The 15,036-nt window shown below is 68.4% G+C and carries 11 protein-coding genes; 8 read left to right on the top strand and 3 right to left on the bottom strand.

Annotation, left to right across the window (positions count from 1 at the left end; genetic code table 11):
• The first annotated feature begins 8 nt into the window (after positions 1 to 8).
• Positions 9 to 755: a sulfite exporter TauE/SafE family protein gene (locus D4766_RS06775; RefSeq protein ID WP_162935692.1), complete on the top strand. Its 747-nt coding sequence runs from the start codon at positions 9 to 11 to the stop codon at positions 753 to 755.
• On the opposite strand, the gene D4766_RS14115 is transcribed toward D4766_RS06775, so the two are convergent.
• The 3 genes from D4766_RS14115 to D4766_RS06765 are packed head-to-tail and all read right to left on the bottom strand — an operon-like array spanning position 752 to position 3,595.
• Positions 752 to 874, bottom strand: coding sequence for a hypothetical protein (locus D4766_RS14115; RefSeq protein WP_267896449.1), 123 nt, complete (start codon positions 872 to 874; stop codon positions 752 to 754). The genes D4766_RS06775 and D4766_RS14115 overlap by 4 nt on opposite strands.
• A gap of 23 nt (positions 875 to 897) precedes the next feature.
• Positions 898 to 1,887, bottom strand: coding sequence for an agmatine deiminase family protein (locus D4766_RS06770; protein ID WP_120718105.1), 990 nt, complete (start codon positions 1,885 to 1,887; stop codon positions 898 to 900).
• Positions 1,888 to 1,897: 10 nt separating this feature from the next.
• Positions 1,898 to 3,595, bottom strand: a complete 1,698-nt coding sequence (locus tag D4766_RS06765; RefSeq protein WP_120716767.1) for a M28 family peptidase — start codon at positions 3,593 to 3,595, stop codon at positions 1,898 to 1,900.
• 92 nt (positions 3,596 to 3,687) lie between these two features.
• Here D4766_RS06765 and D4766_RS06760 point away from each other — a divergent pair, with 92 nt between their 5' ends.
• From D4766_RS06760 to D4766_RS06730, 7 genes are all read left to right on the top strand, one after another.
• Positions 3,688 to 6,408: a bifunctional [glutamine synthetase] adenylyltransferase/[glutamine synthetase]-adenylyl-L-tyrosine phosphorylase gene (locus D4766_RS06760; protein ID WP_120716766.1), complete on the top strand. Its 2,721-nt coding sequence runs from the start codon at positions 3,688 to 3,690 to the stop codon at positions 6,406 to 6,408.
• Entirely contained in the window at positions 6,405 to 6,875 is a 471-nt protein-coding gene (locus D4766_RS06755; RefSeq protein WP_120716765.1) for a peroxiredoxin, read from the top strand. The genes D4766_RS06760 and D4766_RS06755 overlap by 4 nt, the downstream gene beginning before the upstream one ends.
• On the top strand, positions 6,872 to 7,666 hold the full coding sequence (locus tag D4766_RS06750; protein ID WP_120716764.1) for a ferritin-like domain-containing protein: 795 nt from the start codon (positions 6,872 to 6,874) through the stop codon (positions 7,664 to 7,666). Before D4766_RS06755 ends, D4766_RS06750 begins: the two co-directional genes overlap by 4 nt.
• 215 nt (positions 7,667 to 7,881) lie before the next feature.
• Positions 7,882 to 8,493: a M23 family metallopeptidase gene (locus D4766_RS06745; protein WP_120718104.1), complete on the top strand. Its 612-nt coding sequence runs from the start codon at positions 7,882 to 7,884 to the stop codon at positions 8,491 to 8,493.
• A 205-nt stretch (positions 8,494 to 8,698) separates the two neighbouring features.
• The gene (locus tag D4766_RS06740) at positions 8,699 to 10,234 is read left to right on the top strand and encodes an acyl-CoA synthetase (protein WP_120716763.1); all 1,536 of its coding nucleotides are present in this window, start codon (positions 8,699 to 8,701) and stop codon (positions 10,232 to 10,234) included.
• A 3-nt stretch (positions 10,235 to 10,237) separates the two neighbouring features.
• Positions 10,238 to 11,563, top strand: coding sequence for a cytochrome P450 (locus D4766_RS06735; RefSeq protein WP_120716762.1), 1,326 nt, complete (start codon positions 10,238 to 10,240; stop codon positions 11,561 to 11,563).
• A gap of 243 nt (positions 11,564 to 11,806) precedes the next feature.
• Entirely contained in the window at positions 11,807 to 14,998 is a 3,192-nt protein-coding gene (locus D4766_RS06730) for a type ISP restriction/modification enzyme (RefSeq protein WP_120716761.1), read from the top strand.
• The last annotated feature ends 38 nt before the right edge of the window (positions 14,999 to 15,036 follow it).

Below are 15,036 nucleotides of genomic sequence, written 5' to 3'. Positions count from 1 at the left end.
CGGCCGGCTTGGACGCGCCGATCGGGTTCGACGGGTTTCAGATCGCCGGCGCGCTCGCGGCGGCGTTCGCGGCCGCCTACGTGCGGGGGCTGGCGGGCTTCGGCATGGCAATCCTGCTGGTGCCGGTCCTCGCGCTAGCGGTGACGCCGGTCGAGGCGGTGCTGGTGACGAACGGGGTCTCGGTCCTCATCGGGCTCAGCGACATGCGGATGATCCTGCGCGACGCGGAAAGCACCGCGTGGCGCATCATCGCCGGCGTGGCGGTCGCGACCGCGCCGGGTCTGTGGCTGCTGTCGGTGATGCCCAACCCGGTCGCCCGCGTCCTCATCGCGCTGGTCGCACTGTCGGCCTTCGTCGCCATCCTGCTGCCGCGCCGGTCGGCCGACCCGCCGAGCGCGGCGCGGACGGCCGCCACCGGACTGGCGACCGGCGTGCTGACAGGACTTGCCGGGATGCCGGGACCGCCGGTGGTACCCTACTACGTCGGGCGCGACATCCCGCGTGCCGTGGCGAAGGCCTCGATGCTGCTGGTCTTCACCGCCGCCTCGACCGTCAGCCTGATCTCTGGTGCGGCGCTCGGGCTGCTGCGCCCACAGTTCCTGCTGCTGGCGCTGATCCTGCTACCGGCGGTGCTGGCGGGCAACTGGCTGGGCGCGCGCCGGTTCGGCACGGTCGACGACCGGCGCTGGCGACTGTTCGTGGCTGTCGTGCTGGGTGCGACCGCGCTGGTCGCGCTCGCCAAGCTGGCGGTCTAGAACGGCAGGAAGCGGCCCGCGAAGATCAGCGCCAGCGGGCACGCGGTCGCGATGGCGAAGCGCAGGGCTTCGAACACGGGCGATTCGCTTTCGGCGACGAGGGCGACGGCTCTGGCCATGGGCCGAAGCTGCGCCCGAAATCCTAACTCCGGGTTAAGGCCGGCATTTGCTGGCTCGCGCAGTGGAAGCCGCCGCCCCCCGCCAGCACGGCATCGGCGGCGAGGCCGATCGTCGCCCGGTCGGGGAACAGCGCGGCCACCGCGGCGACCCCGTCCTCGTCGTGGACCGAGCCGAAGGTCGGAACCACCACCAGGTTCGTGGTGATCGCGAAGTTCGCGTAGCTCGCCGGCTCGACGAGATCGCCGCGGGTCACGAGACCGGGGGATGGGATCTCGGCCACCTCGACCCCGAAGGCCTCGGCGCGGCGCTTAGCGTCGGCGTAGATGGCGGCGTTGGGGTCGCCGGGTCCGGTTGCGCGCGGCAGCGCCAGCCGGTTCGGGCCGACGAACCGCGCGAGGTTGTCGACGTGCCCGTCGGTGTGGTCGTTGATCAGGCCGTCGCCGAGCCACAGCACGCGGTCGAAGCCGAGGTCCTGCGCCAGCCGGGCCTCGATGTCCGCGCGCGACAGGTCGGGGTTGCGGTTGGGGTTGAGCAGGCACTGCTCGGTCGTCACGACGAGGCCGGTGCCGTCGCCGTCGATCGCCCCGCCTTCCAGGATCCAGTCGCCGGTCTCGACGCGAAGCCCCGCGTCCCCGGCCAGTTCGGCCCCGATCGTCTGGTCGCCGTCCATCAGGTACTTGCCGCCCCAGCCGTTGAAGCCGCAGCGCAGCGCCGTGCCGTCGGCGCGCACCAGCGGGCCCGTGTCGCGCAGCCAGACGTCGCCGTAGGTCCGCCGTTCGAGTGCGACCGCGGCCGAGACGAGGCTGCGCGCGCGCGCTTCGTTCGCGGCGTCGCGTACCAGCAAACGCACGTCCTGCCCGCTTTCGGCGACCGCGCTGGCGAACGCGGCGATCTGCTCCTGCGCGCGGTCGAGATAGCCGGGCCACTCGTCGGCGAGGTGCGGAAAACCGATCCACAGCCAGTCCTGCTGGGCCCATTCGGGGGGCATTGCCGAACCCGGTTTCGCGGTCATGCGGCGCGCCTCAGCAACCGGCCGGGTCGGCGGCGCACGAGGCATCGCGCGCGGCGCGGAATTCGTCGCCCTCGTTCCAGTTCGGCCAGTCTGGCGTCGTCGCAAGCTCGCGCCCGATCCGGTAGTAGGCCTCGACGATCTGCTGCGCGCCCGCCCAATCCCAGTCGGGATCGTATTCGTCCGACGGCTGGTGGTAGCGCTGCTCGGTCCATTCCTTGGCAGCCGCCGCGCCGGCCGCGGTGCCGCCGGCTTCCAGGTCGTCGCCGCCCTTCAGGTACAGCATCGGCACGCCGACCTTCGCCAGGTTGAAGTGGTCGGAGCGGTAGTAGAAGCCCTTTTCCGGGGTCGGTTCGGGGCTGCCCGCCAGATTGCCGGCGGCCAGCGCGCGCGACAGGTACGCGTCGAGCTGGCTCTTCGCCCCGCCGATGGCGACGACGTCGCGGAACCGGCCGGCGAGCGGCAGGCCGTCGATGTTGATGCCCCCGGCCGTCCGCGCCAGCGGGAAGACCGGGTTCATGGCGTAGTACTGGCTGCCGAGCAGGCCCGATTCCTCGCTCGTGAGCGCGATGAAGGCCTGGGCGCGCGGGGTCGCGCCGGCCCGGGCGTTGGCTTCGGCCAGCGCGACCAGCGCGGCGACGCCGGTCGCGTTGTCGACCGCGCCGTTGCAGATGTCGTCGCCGCTCGCGTCGGGATTGCAGCGGCCGAGGTGGTCCCAGTGCGCGGTATAGAGCACAGTCTCGTCCGGCCGGGTCGTGCCCGGCAGCACGCCGACCACGTTCTGCGATTCGAAGGTGCGGAAGGTGTTGCCGAACCGGGTGCTCGCGGTCACGCCCAGCGGCACGGCGCGAAAACCCCGTTTCTTCGCGGCGGCGGACAGCGCGGCGAGGTCCTGCCCGGCGGCGGCCATGATCTTTTGCGCGACCGGTTTCTGCACCCAGCCGTTCATCATCGTCTGGCTCGCTCCCTTGTCGGCACGGGCGGCGTAGACCTGCGGGCCCGACCAGCTGCTTTCCACCACGTTCCAGCCGTAGGCGGCGGGAAATTCGTCGTGGACGATGATCGCGGCGGCGGCGCCCTGCCGGGCGGCTTCCTCGAACTTATAGGTCCAGCGGCCGTAGAACGTCATCGCGCGCCCGCCGAAATCGCCCGCGAGGCCCTGGCTCTCGTAGTCGGGATCGTTGACGAGGATGACCGCGGTCTTCCCCTCCATGTCGACGCCGGCGTAGTCGTTCCAGTTCTTCTCCGGCGCGACGATGCCGTAGCCGACGAACACCATCTCGCTGTTTGCGAGGTTGATCGACGGCGCCTCGCGGTAGCTCGCGCCGACCCAGTCGCTGCCGTAGGCGAAGCTCTGCGCCGCCCCGTCTTTGCCCCAGATGCTCAGCGGGCCGAAGTTGGTGCCGGTGATCTCGACCAGCGGTACTTTCTGCACCCAGCTGCCGTTGTTGCCGGGCTTCAGCCCCGCCTTGCCGAAGCGGTCGACGAGGTAGGCGACGGTCCGCTCTTCGCCCACGGTGCCGGGGGCGCGGCCCTCGAACGCGTCGGAGGACAGGGCCTGAGTCGCGGACTTGAGCGTCTCGACGGAGATCGTGCCGGCACCGGGCGCACCGGCCATGCCGCCCCCGGCGGATGTCGCGGCGCAGGCCGACAGCGATGCGGCAAGGATTGCGGCGAGCGCGGCGGCGGCGGGGTTCGGGCGGCGGATCATGGACATTCCCTCGTTATGCCGCGGTCTTGTCGCAAAGCGGGCGCCGCCCCGCAAGCTTGCGCGCGACCCCGCGCACAGGCAGGGCACGAAGGATGGACGCAGGCGCCGACGCTGACTGGGAGGGCGCGCTCGCACGGGCGCGGGCGCATGCGCCCTACCTCGCGCGCGCGCTGGACAGGATGCCCGCCATCGCGGACCTGTTGGCGGCGGGTGACGGCACGGGCGCGCTCGCGCTGGCGGCAAAGGCGGGCGAGGGTGCTGCCGACGTCGGGGTCGCCCTGCGGCGGGAAAAGCGCGCGCTGGGCACGGCGTTGGCGGTGGGCGACCTTGCCGGCGCCTTTCCGCTGTTCGAAGTGACCGGCGCCCTCTCCGCCTTCGCCGACCGCGCGCTCGGCGCCGCCATGGCCGATGCGATCGCGCGGCGGACGGGAGCGGAACCTGCGGGCATGATCGCCCTCGCGCTCGGCAAGCACGGCGCTCGCGAGCTCAACTACAGCTCCGACATCGACCCCATCCTGCTCTACGATCCCGAGGCGCTGCCCCGGCGGGAGCGCGACGATCCGGCCGAGGCGGCGCAGCGCTACGCGCGCGAAACGGTGCGCCTGCTCGGCGACGTGACGAGCGAAGGCTACGTCTTCCGCGTCGATCTGCGCCTGCGCCCGGCGAGCGAGGTCAGCCCGCTGGCGATCCCGGTCGGCGCGGCGCTGACGCATTACGAATCGAGCGCGCTCGCGTGGGAACGGGCGGCCTTCATCCGCGCGCGCGCCGCCGCGGGCGACGTGGCGGCGGGCGAGGATTTCCTCGCGGCGATCCGTTCGTTCGTGTGGCGACGCAGCCTCGATTTCGGTGCGATCGGGGACATCCGCCGCCTGACGCTGCGCATCCGCGCGAGCCATGCCGGGCCGACCGAGCCCGGCCCCGGCTATAACCTCAAGCTGGGCCGCGGCGGCATCCGTGAGATCGAGTTCTTCGCCCAGACCCACCAGCTGATCCACGGCGCGCGCGATCCGTCGCTGCGGGTGCGCGGCACGCGCGCCGCGCTGGACGCGCTGGCCGCCGCCGGCGTGATCGCGGGCGAGGATGCGCTGGCGCTGGGCGAAGCGTACGACCGGCTGCGGATGGTGGAGCACCGGCTGCAGATGGTCGAGGACCAGCAGACCCACGTCCTGCCCGCCGGCGATGCGCTGGACAACGTCGCGCGGCTCGACGGCATGGCGGACGGGGCGGCGCTGGTCGCCGAGCTGTCGGGCATCGTGGCCGGGGTGGCGGCGCGCTACGACGCCCTGATCGCGGACGACGAGGACGCTTCCCGCCCGGTCGCGGTGCGCGGCGACGGTCTCGCGCGCCGGCTGGAGGAGCTGGGGTTCGCCGATCCCGACCGGCTCGCGAAGCGGATCGGTTCGTGGAGCGACGGGCGCATCCGCTCGCTGCGGTCCGAACCGGCGCGCGCCGCGTTCGAGACGCTGCTGCCGGTGCTGCTGGAACGCTTCGCCGCCGCGTCCGAGCCCGAGCAGGCGCTCAACCGCTGGGAACGCGTGCTGCTGGCGGCGCCGAGTGCGCTCAACCTGTTCAACCTGCTTCTCCAGCGGCCCGGCCTTGCCGACCAGCTGGTCCGGGTGCTCGTGCTCGCCCCCACGCTGGCGGACGAGCTCGGCCGCCGCCCCGAACTGCTCGACACATTGATCGGCAAGAGCGCGCTCGAATTGCCGGGCGATGTCGCCGCGATCGCGGGCCGGATGCGGGACGAGGGGGCGCCCGACTACGAACGCCAGCTCGATCGCATCCGCCGCGTGACCGGGGAGCTGCGCTTCGGCCTCGGCGTCCAGACCATCGCGGCGACGCACGATCCGCTCGCGATCGGCATGGCGCTGTCGCGCACGGCAGAGGCCGCGCTGGAGGTGGCGCAGGCCGCTGCCATCGCCGAGTTCGAGCGGGTTCACGGCCGGGTACCGGGCGGCGAACTCGTCGTGCTGGGGCTCGGGCGGCTCGGCGGCGGGACGCTCACCCACGCGTCCGACCTCGACGTGATCTATCTGTTTACCGGCGGGTTCGAGGGCGAATCGGACGGCGAGAGACCGCTGGGGCCGACGCACTACTTCAATCGCCTCGCGCAGCGGGTCACCGCCGCGCTCAGCGTGCCGACCGCCGAGGGCGCCCTCTACGAAGTGGACACGCGGCTGCGGCCGCAGGGGGCACAAGGCCCGCTCGCGGTCAGCTTCGACGCCTTCGCCCGCTACCAGCGCGAGGAAGCCTGGACCTGGGAGCACATGGCGCTCGCCCGAGCCCGGCCGCTCACCGGCTCGCCGGCGGCGCGGGCGGAGCTCGCCGCCATCATCGCCTCGGTGCTCGAACGCCCGCGCGATGCGGACACCTTGCGCGGCGACGTCCTCAGGATGCGGGCGGAGATGGCGACCCACAAGCCGCCGCAGGGCCCGCTCGACGCCAAGCTGATGCGCGGCGGGCTCGTCGATCTCGAGTTTCTCGTCCACTACCTCCAGCTGCGCGACCGGACCGCGTTCGATCCTGACCTCGGCACGGCGGTCGATACGCTGGTGAACGAGGGCAAGCTGCCCGCCGCCGTGCGCGAGGCCCTGGCGCTGATGACGCGGCTGCTGGTGGCCGGCCGGCTGCTCGCGCCCGACCTCGCCCGCCCGTCGCCGGCCGCCGCCGCCGCGCTGGCCGAGGCGTGCGGCGCGGCGGACCTCGATGCGCTCTTGCACGCCTTCGCCGCCGCACGGCAGGACGTCGCGACCGCCTGGACCGATTCGTTCGGCGAGGATCTCGCCGCCCCGCAGACCGGAGATACAGAATGACCGCACCCGCAGTGGGCGACCCGATGCCCGACATCGCGCTCGAAACTCCCGACGGCGGCATCGTCCGCCCGTCCGATTTCGCGGGCAGGCCGGCGGTCGTCTGGTTCTACCCGCGCGGCAACACGCCGGGCTGCACGACCGAGGCGAAGGATTTCTCCGCGCTCGCCGACGACTTCGCGAAGGCGGGTGTCTCGTTGCTCGGGGTGAGCAAGGATACGCCGCAGAAGCATCGGACCTTCATCGAGAAGCAGGGGCTGACGGTGCCGCTCGCGACCGACGCGGAGACCGGCGGCCTCAGCGATGCGCTGGGCATCTGGACCGAGAAGAAGCTCTACGGAAAGACTTTCATGGGCATGGTCCGCACCACCTATCTCCTCGACGCCGAAGGGCGGATCGTGCGCGTGTGGAACAAGGTGAAGGTCGCCGGACACGCCGCCGAAGTGCTGGAGGCTGCGCGGGCTCTATGAATCCGACCGCGGGCGGGGCGATCCGCGCGGCGCTGCTGACCGCCGATCCCCGGGCGAAGGTCATGGCGGCGCGCGCGGTCGCGCGAGACTGGCGGCTCGGTCGCCTCGCCCCGGTGTTCGACACGCCGATGCCGGGCGTGCCCGCGCGGCCGGCCGAGCCCGTTCTGCTGCCGCCGCGCGACATGCCGAAGCGCGGGCGGGGCGGCTCCGACCGCGCGCGCATCGCGTCCTGGCACGCGATCGCGCACATCGAATTCGTCGCGATCGACCTTGCGCTCGACATGGCCGGGCGATTCGGGGGCGAGATGGGGAGGGAGTTCGTGAGCGACTTCCTGGCGGTCGCGGCGGACGAGGCGATGCACTTCGCGCTCATCGAACGGCACCTTGCGCGCATGGGCAGTCGTTACGGCGCGCTGCCCGCGCACGAGGGTCTGTGGCAGGCGGCGGGCGATACCGCACACGACGTCGCGGCGCGGCTGGCGGTGGTACCGATGGTGCTGGAAGCGCGGGGTCTCGACGTGACGCCCGCAATGATCGAACGGGTCGCCGCACAGGGCGACAGCACGGGCAAGAAGATCCTCGAACGAATCCTCGACGATGAAATTCGCCACGTCGCGGCAGGCGTCAAGCACTTCGCCGATATCGCGGGAAAGCGCGGAATTCCGGCAGAAAATCTATGGATTTCGTTGGTGCGCGCCCATTTCGGCGGGGCCATGAAGGCTCCGTTCAACGACTCGGCGCGTTCGGCAGCCGGTTTATCGCTCGGCGCGGTGCGCGCACTTGCTTCGTAAATCTTTACCCGGCTAACCCATAATCCACGAGACGGCGGGGGGTTCCGATCAGTCTCAAAAAAATTTCGTGGCCTTTCATTCGGATGGGTGGCGAACGGGTTCGCAGCGGCGCCGGGGGGTGTCGCGCAAATAAAGTAAGGACGGGTCACTTGGGTCTCAACAAACTCCAGCGCCGTGTCGCAACCGCATTCGCCGTGGCGGGTGCTTTCCTCTCGATGGGCGCTTCGCCGGCCTTCGCCAACGCCAGCGCCGCTTCGGCCGATATCGCAGCCCCGGTGCGCGATGCGAAGGCTTCCGGCATCACCTCGAGCGACGAACAGTTCAAGCAGCTCTTCTCGGGCTGGCAGTCGATGGACAACGGCGGCCCGGCCACTCCGGTGCAGTCGGTCCCGAGCGTCGCAGTGCCCTCGCGCGCTCCGCTCGCCGTCGGTTCGACCAGCAGCGGCTACGGCATGCGCACCCACCCTGTCATCGGCGGCATGCGCGCCCACAAGGGCATCGACCTCGCGGCCCCGACCGGCACCCCGGTCTATGCCACCGCCGACGGCACCGTCGGCCGTGCCGACTGGTTCTCGAGCTACGGCCTCTACGTCGCCATCGAGCACGGCGCGGACCTCGAAACCCGCTATGCCCACATGAGCCGCCTGGCGGTTGCCGCCGGCGAGCGCGTCAAGAAGGGCGACATCATCGGTTACGTCGGTAGCACCGGCCGTTCGACCGGCCCGCACCTGCACTACGAAGTCCGCGTGGCGGGCGAAGCGGTCAACCCGATCCCCTACATGGCGGAAACGGGTGCCGGCACCGGCGTGGCGGTCGCCGCCCGCTGAGGCACACAGCATTTCGGCCGCCCGCGCGAACGTGGCGGCCACGACATCGGGGAGGGTGTCGGCATAGGGCGGCGGGTCATCCCGTCGCCCTTTGCATATCTGAAGGTCGGTCTGCGCCGCCAGTCGAGTCCGGCGCATTGCAATCCCTCGCTTTTCGCTTGCCCGGTTGGACACGAAAACTAGTCTCTCCCGCCAGGAGAGAGATATGCACCCGACGACTCACGCCGCCGCCCGGCCCGACCATCCGGCGATCGTTATGGCCGGCAGCGGGAAGACGGTCAGTTTCGGCGAGCTCGATGCCGCGGCCAACCGCGTCGCACAGCTGTTCCGGTCGCGCGGGCTCGCGGCGGAGAGCGGGGTCGTCGGCCTCTGGCTCGAGAACCGGCCCGAATACCTCGAGATCGCCTGGGGCAACCAGCGCGCCGGCACCACGCTGGTGCCCATCTCGACCCACCTGACCCCGGACGAGGTCGCCTATATCCTCGAAGACAGCGGCGCGACGCTGCTGATCAGTTCGGCGCAGTTCGCCCCGCGGCTGGAGGAGCTCGCCCGCCTCGCGCCGGACGTCGCGCAGCTTGTGTTCGAAGGAGCGCCCGATGCCGCCGAGGCGCTTGCCGCGATGCCGGCCGAACCGATTGCCGACCAGAGCGTCGGCCTCGCCATGCTCTATTCCTCGGGCACCACCGGCCGGCCCAAGGGCATCAAGCCCGCGACCCCGCCCGACCCCGACCACATGGCGGTGAGCCCGCTGATCATGCTGGCCGCCGCCGCGTTCGGGTGGCCGACCGACGGCAGCGTCGTCTACCTTTCGCCCGGCCCGCTCTATCACGCCGCGCCGTTCCGCTGGTCGATGACCGCCCAAAGCCTGGGCGGGACGGTCGTGGTGATGGAGAAATTCCACCCCGAAGCCGCGCTCGCCGCGATCGAGACATACCGCGTCACCGACAGCCAGTGGGTGCCGACGCACTTCATCCGCATGCTCAAGCTGCCGGAGGAAGCGCGCACGCGGTACGACCTGTCGACCCACAAGCGCGCGATCCACGCGGCCGCGCCGTGCCCGGTATCGGTCAAGCACGCGATGATCGACTGGTGGGGGCCGATCATCCTCGAATACTACGCCGGGTCCGAAGGCAACGGCATGACCTTCGCCAACTCGCAGATGTGGCTCGACCATCCCGGTTCGGTGGGCAAGCCCATCCGCGGCATCCCCCACGTCTGCGATGGCGACGGCAACGAGGTGCCGGTGGGCGAGGAAGGCGTGATCTTCTTCGAGGTGGAGGACCAGTTCGAATATCACAACGACCCCGTGAAGACGGCCGAGGCGACCCATCCCAACGGATGGACCACGCTGGGCGACATCGGCAAGCTGGACGAGGACGGATTCCTCTACCTCACCGATCGCCGGTCCAACATGATCATCAGCGGGGGCGTGAACATCTACCCGCAGGAGATCGAGAACCTGCTGATCACCCACCCCGCGGTCGCCGACGCGGCAGTGATCGGCGCGCCCGATCCCGACATGGGCGAACGCGTGGTGGCGGTGGTGCAGCCCGCCGACCTGGCCGCCGCCGGCGAGGCGCTGAAGGCCGATCTTCTCGACTACCTCGGAAGCAAGCTCGCCCGGCTGAAGCTGCCGCGCGAGATCGAGTTCCGCGCCGAACTCCCGCGCGAGGCGAACGGCAAGCTCTACAAGCGCAAGCTCAAGGACGAGTTCAGGGAACGCGCGGCCGAGGAGGCCTAGTCGATGGCTACGCTCGCCCCCAACACCGCCCCGCCTGAGATCGCACGCGAAGTGATCGATCCCAAGGCCTACGCCGAATGGGACCACCTCCTCGACACGTTCGACTGGCTGCGCGAGCACATGCCCGTCGCCCGGATCGAGCCCGGCCCCGATGCCACGGCTGCGCAGGTATTCCCGCCGTTCTGGCTCGTCACCCGCTACGATGACGTGATGCGCGTGTCGAAGGACAACGCGACCTTCCTTAATAACCCGCGCACCGTGGTGTTCAGCACCGCCGACGGGATCGAGTTCGCCAAGAATTTCAGCGGCGGCAGCGAGCACATGGTGGCCAGCCTCGTCACCTTCGACGCGCCCGTCCACATGAAGTACCGCAAGCTGACCCAGAGCTGGTTCATGCCCGCGAACCTGCGCACGATCGAGGACGAGACCCGCGCCATCGCGCGCGCCGCGGTGGACCGCCTGCTCGCCGCGGCGGGCGGGAACGGCGGCGTGGCGGACTTCTCGAAGACCGTCGCCGCGCCCTATCCGCTGCACGTCGTCATGCAGATCCTCGGCGTGCCGGAGGAGGACGAGCAGCGGATGCTGACCCTCACCCAGCAGATGTTCGGCGGGCAGGACGAGGACCTCAACCAGTCCGGCATGAAGGACCTGCCGCCCGAGGTGATCACCCAGATCGTCGCCGGCGCGGTCAAGGATTTCGAGGCCTACTTCGCGAAGCTGACGGCCGAGAAACGCGCGCATCCCACCGGCGACGTCGCCAGCACGATCGCCAATGCCACCGTCGACGGCGAGCCGCTGAACGACCGCGACATGATGGGCTACTACATCATCGTCGCCGCCGCCGGGCACGACACCACCAGCGCCAGCACCGCCGGGGCCATGCTCGCGCTGGCGCAGGACCCGGAGCAGTGGGCGCGGGTCAAGGCCGACCGCAGCCTGCTGCCCGGCATCGTGGAGGAGGCGATCCGCTGGACCAGCCCGGTGCAGCACTTCATGCGCACCGCGGCGACCGATACCGAGGTCGGCGGGCAGAAAATCGAGGCCGGCGACTGGCTGATGATCAACTACGTCGCGGCCAACCACGATCCGGCGCAGTTCGAGCGGCCCCGCCGGTTCGACGCCGCCCGCAGCCCCAACCGCCACCTGGCGTTCGGCGCGGGCGCGCACCAGTGCCTCGGCCTCCACCTCGCCCGGCTGGAGATGCGCATCCTGTTCGAGGAACTGCTCGACCGGGTGGAGCGGGTGGAACTGGCCGGCGACTGCGCGCGGTCGAAAAGCACCTTCGTCGGCGGGCTGAAGACCCTCCCGCTGCGGGTGACCGCGAGCTGATCGGCCCCTCCCGGCGAGGGCATATCACACCTGTCGCACTGTCCAGGGCGGTGCAGCCCGGCGCCGGGAAAACTCGCAAACTTCACGCACGCCGCGCGCGCACGAAGCGCCGCGGTGAACTTGAGGAAGATCGACGGTAGGTAAGAGCCACAGCAAGGCTAGCCCGGGGCGGGGCCTGTAGGAAAATGGTTTGTTTGCGGGGCGATTCGGCTGGGGTAGGAGGGACGCAAGGGGGACGCGCTCTTGAATATTTCCGACTACCTTGACGAAGTCGTTGCGAAGTACCGCACGGGGCAGGCGACCGAGCACAGCTATCGTCCCGCGCTCCAGCGCCTGTTCGAAAGTATCGACCCCACACTTACCGTCATCAACGAGCCCAAGCGCAGCGATGCGGGTATGCCCGACTTCATCTTCCAGCGGAAAGACGTGCCGATCGGTTGGGTCGAGGCGAAGGACGTCGACAAGGACGTCATCAAGCTGAAGGGCTACTCGAAGGACCAGCGCAAGCGCTACGAAGCCGCGTTCCCGAACCTGATCTACACCAACGGCGTCGATTTCGAGTTCATCCGCGAGGGCGAGCCGCTGCACTTCGTATCGATCGCCGATTTCGTGATGGGGCTGCAGCCCAACCCCGACAAATTCGACGAACTCGGCCGCCAGCTCAGCCGCTTTGCCGAAGCGAAGCCGATTTCGATCCGCTCGGCGGCGAAGCTCGCCGAAATCATGGCCGCCAAGGCCGCGATCATCAAGGACGAGATCGGCATCGCGCTGGCCGACGATCCCGAGTTTCGTTCCGGATTGGGCGGGCAGTTCCGGAGCTTCAAGACCAACCTGCTGCCCAACCTGACGCCGGGCGAATTCGCCGACATCTACGCCGAGACGATCACCTACGGCATGTTCGCCGCGCGCTTCCACGACACCGACCTGAACACGTTCAGCCGACAGGAAGCGATGGAGGACCTGCCGGCATCGAACCCGTTCCTGAAAGGGTTGTTCGAATACATTGCGGGCCCCGCGCTGCCCAAGCGGCTGGAATACATCGTCGACGACCTGGTGCAGGTCATGCGCGCGAGCGACCCGCACGACCTGTTCCGCGAATTCGGGAAGTTCACCGCCCGCAACGATCCGTTCGTGCATTTTTACGAAGACTTCCTCGCCGCCTACAACCCGAAGAAGCGCAAGGCGCGCGGGGTTTGGTACACGCCCGAGCCGGTGGTCGATTTCATCGTCCGCGCGGTGGACGACGTGCTCAAGACCGAATTCGGCCTCGCCGATGGGCTGGCCGACACCGGCAAGGTCACGATCGATTGGGACACTGGGCAGAACGACGCGAAGGGCAAGCCGGTCACGATCCGCAAGGACGTGCACAAGGTCCAGATACTCGACCCGGCCACCGGCACCGGCACTTTTCTGGCCAAGGCGGTGCAGCTGATTTCCGACCGCGTGAAGGCGCGCGCGCCGGGCAAATGGTCGAGCTATGTTGAGGAAGACTTGCTCCCGCGCCTGCACGGGTTCGAGCTGCTGATGGCGAGCTACGCCATGTGCCACATGAAGCTCGACATGATGCTGGAGCAGACCGGCTACAAACCGAGCGCCAAGCCGCCGCGCCTGTCGGTCTGGCTGACCAACGCGCTCGAACCCGCCGAGCGCGAGGTGAAAGACCTGTTCTTCCAGCCGCTTGCCGAGGAAGCGCGCGGGGCAAGCGAAGTAAAGCGCCAGACGCCGATTATGTGCGTGATCGGCAATCCGCCGTATTCGGGGCACTCTTCCAATTTTGGCGATTGGATCGAAGGGTTGATGGGCGACTACAAGGTTAGTCCAGAGTTGAAGCGGCCAGCACAGGCTAAGTGGCTATCCGACGACTACGTCAAATTCATTCGTATGTCCGAGCATCTGATTGAAAAGAGCGGCGAAGGCGTACTCGGCTTCATCACCAACCACAGCTATCTTGATAATCCAACGTTTCTCGACATGCGGAATCACCTCCGTGAGACATTTGACCGAATATTCGTCCTCGATCTGCACGGCAACGCCAAGAAGAAGGAAGTCAGCCCAGACGGCGGGGCGGACAAGAACGTATTCGACATTCAGCAAGGTGTGGCGATCATCATTGCGTTGAAGCGCAAGGCAGGGTTGAAGGCGAAGCCGCTAGCTCCCGTCATTCACGCCGATTTGTGGGGTTCACGAGACGTCAAGTATCAAGCCTTGTGGGAGAACTCGCCAAAGTCGTTAAAGACACACGACGTCTCACCCGACGCCCCGCCATGGCGTTTTCAGCCGACAGACAAAAAGGTCGAACAAATCTATCGAGCTGGCGTCTCGTTGGCCGATCTATTTGATCAGAATGGCAGCCCCGCACCCGGCATTGTCACGACGCAAGACGAATTCGCGATCTCGTGGACCCGGAGCGAGGCCAGCGCGAAGGTTGAAAAGTTTCTCGCGACGGCTGACGAAGCTGCAGCTCGGAAATTGTTTCGGCTGTGCTCTCAAAATCAGTGGAACTACGAAAAGGCCAAAGTCGGTCTCTCGAATGGTGAATGGCGCAAGAAAGTCATTCCGATCCATTTCCGGCCTTTGGATGACAGATATACCGTATTCGATTCCCATGTAGCGGTGCATCGGCGCGAGCGCGCGACAACCCATCTGGTAGGTCACGAGAATCTAGCACTCGCCGTTCCACGCCAAACGAGAGACGAAGTCGGGGCGCTAGTTCTGAAATATCCATCCACTCACAAGATTTTTGCGGCTTACGACATCAACTTCATTCTTCCGCTTTACCTATACCCAGAGGTCGGCACGCTTGACCAAGCCGTTCGCCTCAACCTTAACCCCAATCTCTACGCCGCCATTTGCAAAGCCGCCGAAATCGACCCCGCCGACCAAGCGGGGCCGGACGACGATTTCCGCGCCCCTACCGGCGAAGCGCGACCCAGCGAGGTCAAGGTGTTCGACTACATCTACGGCGTGCTGCACTCGCCCGACTATCGACGGACCTTCGCCGAATTCCTCAAGATCAATTTCCCGCGCGTGCCCTACCCCCCTTCGCCAGAGGTGTTCCGCCACGTCAGTGAAAAAGGCGAGGCGCTGCGGCGGCTCCACCTGATGGAACCCGCCGCAATCGGCGAGACGCCCTACCCCTTCGAAGGTGAGGGCGACGATACGGTCGCCGGCGGCTTCCCCAAGTTCGAGGGCGGACGGGTCCAGATCAACCGGGATCAGTTCTTCGCCGGAGTGCCGCAGGTCGCTTGGGGGTTCCACATCGGCGGCTACCAGCCCGCGCAGAAATGGCTCAAGGACCGGCGCGGGCGTGTCCTGTCCTACGAGGATATCGGGCACTATCAGAAGATCGTGAAGATCCTCGTCAAGACGGACCGCATCATGCGGGAGATCGAGTTGCCGCTGGACCTCGACGAAGCCCCTCTCAACTCCGACTAGGCAGCAAGCTGCCAAGTCTGCGTATCTCTCCCGCGAGG

Source organism: Tsuneonella amylolytica (assembly GCF_003626915.1).
GTDB lineage: Bacteria > Pseudomonadota > Alphaproteobacteria > Sphingomonadales > Sphingomonadaceae > Tsuneonella > Tsuneonella amylolytica.
Note: the sequence above shows the minus strand (reverse complement) of the source record. Positions and strands in the feature narration are given on the sequence as shown.